This is a genomic window from Nocardioides agariphilus, from assembly GCF_015352445.1.
GTDB lineage: Bacteria > Actinomycetota > Actinomycetes > Propionibacteriales > Nocardioidaceae > Nocardioides > Nocardioides agariphilus.
In genome coordinates, this window is sequence record NZ_JADKPO010000079.1 from 1 (window position 1) to 1,209 (window position 1,209).

Genomic DNA, 1,209 nt, shown 5'->3' on the forward strand with positions numbered 1-1,209 from the left:
CGTCGCCGGATCCAAGGCAACATCGAGCATCGCCATGAGCTGCCTCCTGTGAGCGGACCCGTCCAGCGTCCACTCAGCTACAGCTCATGACCTATCAGCCAACCTATCGCTCCGGTTGAAGCACCAGCCCCGGGTGGCTGCGACTCTGGGTGGCGGTGCATGCGGCTGGACGGCCTGGCCGTTCGCGGGGCGATCTAACGGGCCTAACGCGCTTCGCGGACGCGACACTGGTCTGGCTCGAAGGCCTGGATGACCTCGTTGAGCAGGGCCTCCGCTCGCCTGGGACGGCGGCGGCTTACCGAAGGCAGTTGCAGAACCATGTGCTGCCGGCACTGGGAGAGATGCGGCTCGGAAAGATCACCACACCTGCGTTGGATCGACTCCTGAATGGCATCCGTCGCAAGGTCTCCGGCGCGAGCGCGAGGTCGTGCCGGTTCGTGATCTCCGGGGTGATGGGAAGCGCAGTCCGACACGGAGTCGTGACGGTGAATCCGGTCCGCGAGGCACAAGTGATCAGCGCACACGTCCGGCCCGAGTACCACGGGCCCTGACGGTCGTGGAGCAGGCCGACTGCTCGGGCGATTGAACGAGGACAGCGGGTCGCGCCGACGCGACCTGCCCGATCTGGTCTTCTTCATGCTGGCCAACGGGGTCCGCATCGGGGAGGCACTCGCCGTCGTCCGGCCCGAGGTCGATCTCGACAGCGGCACGGTCGAGGTCACCAGCACCCTGATCCGCGTCAAGGGAGAGGGTTGCGGAGGAAGCAAACGAAGACCCGCAGCGGCGAACGCAAGCTGACACTCCCTTGGAGCTGTGTGGCAGTCCTGCGCCGGCGCTTCGTCAGCAGAGCGCGTCTCGACCAACCGGACTTCCCGACGCCCGAGGGGGCTTCCGCGACCCCAACAACGTGCGGCGCGAGTTTCGCGAAGCCCGAGGCGTCGGGGACCTCTCGTGGGTGACCTCGCACGCCTTCCGCAAGACCGCAGCCACCATCGTCGACGAGGCCGCCCTGTCGGCCCGTCTCATCGCAGACCAGCTCGGCCACATACGGCCGTCGATGACCCAGGACGTAGCCGGAAACGGCCACTGACCTAGGAGTTTGGTACGCCAAGTTGAGTCCAGGGACGTGGTGTACGACGGGCCCGACCTGAGCGTGGCGTCCTGACACAGCGACGGCCACCGCGTGATCCTTCAGAAGACCTTGCGAAG

The 1,209-nt window shown here is 66.5% G+C and carries 3 protein-coding genes; all 3 read left to right on the forward strand.

Going from position 1 to position 1,209, the window contains the following annotated elements:
- Positions 1-155: 155 nt before the first annotated feature.
- The 3 genes from ISU10_RS24320 to ISU10_RS23410 all read left to right on the forward strand — a co-directional run bounded on the left by ISU10_RS24320 (position 156) and on the right by ISU10_RS23410 (position 1,090).
- Positions 156-551 (forward strand): phage integrase central domain-containing protein, encoded by a 396-nt coding sequence (locus tag ISU10_RS24320; RefSeq protein ID WP_370865800.1) that lies wholly within the window; start codon positions 156-158, stop codon positions 549-551.
- Positions 552-582: 31 nt separating this feature from the next.
- Entirely contained in the window at positions 583-798 is a 216-nt protein-coding gene (locus tag ISU10_RS22675) for a site-specific integrase (protein WP_194698724.1), read from the forward strand.
- A 157-nt stretch (positions 799-955) separates the two neighbouring features.
- Positions 956-1,090 (forward strand): site-specific integrase, encoded by a 135-nt coding sequence (locus ISU10_RS23410; protein WP_228501809.1) that lies wholly within the window; start codon positions 956-958, stop codon positions 1,088-1,090.
- The last annotated feature ends 119 nt before the right edge of the window (positions 1,091-1,209 follow it).